2 protein-coding genes are annotated in these 805 nt (G+C 51.6%); one reads left to right on the forward strand and one right to left on the reverse strand.

The annotated features are described in order from the left end of the window. Positions 1-243: 243 nt before the first annotated feature. Positions 244-408 carry a hypothetical protein gene (locus tag LKK83_RS03070; protein ID WP_324629359.1) on the reverse strand — a complete coding sequence of 55 codons (165 nt, stop codon included), beginning with the start codon at positions 406-408 and terminating at the stop codon, positions 244-246. A gap of 173 nt (positions 409-581) precedes the next feature. Here LKK83_RS03070 and LKK83_RS03075 point away from each other — a divergent pair. Then, positions 582-805 (forward strand): hypothetical protein (locus LKK83_RS03075; protein ID WP_324629360.1); only part of this gene is annotated, 224 nt, incomplete at its 3' end.

An 805-nucleotide genomic window follows, 5' to 3' on the forward strand; every position in this document is an offset into this window, starting at 1 on the left:
CAGCTAAATCTGGATTGAAAGCACGGTAGAAATTGGCATCGAATAAATTAACAGCCATTGGGAATTTCTCCTATAAAGTAAGGGTAGGGTGGGCTTTAGGGGTAGGGTGGGCAATGCCCACCCTACTTAGCTCTGCAAGAAGCTATCCTGCGGGGCACCAGGCAAGGTGAGACCTACGGTCAAATGACCGATCGCGCGGCAGCGAGGGTCAGGCAAAGAAGGACAAGGTTGACAGAACAGAAATTATATCAACGTTAAATCACTGCCATAATTCGGTTTTTCTAGGGAGCTAGTCGTCCCCAAAATGTTTCCCTCATGGCTGACAAAAGCATCGCCAAACAATACATCGGGAGGTTTGGATTCTAATCCATTAGTAAAAATGCGATCGGAACTTGTACTGGCAGTCAAATCAACAAACTCTCTACTATCGATTGACTCTAAAGTCAGTTGATAATTCTGAATCAATTGAGAGGGTCTGAGGATTTCATCTTCAGTCGCTCGATCATTATCGTTATCGTCATCGTCGAAATTATCGGAAGGCGATGGCGGTACAGGTATAGTTGGTCCAGAAGTCGCTCCCGGTGCCGGCACTTGTGGATTGTTGGCCTCGGGAGGCGGTGGTGGAGTTGGGGGTGGCGATCCTGGAGACCCTAGTGCGGGTACCGGCACTTGTGGATTGTTGGCCTCGGGAGGCGGTGGTGGAGTTGGGGGTGGCGATCCTGGAGACCCTGGTGCGGGTACCGGCACTTGTGGATTGTTGGCCTCGGGAGGCGGGGGTAATGGAGGCAGGGGTGGCGCTCCTGGA

This window comes from Phormidium sp. CCY1219, assembly GCF_035615515.1.
In the GTDB taxonomy this organism is placed as follows: domain Bacteria; phylum Cyanobacteriota; class Cyanobacteriia; order Cyanobacteriales; family Laspinemataceae; genus CCY1219.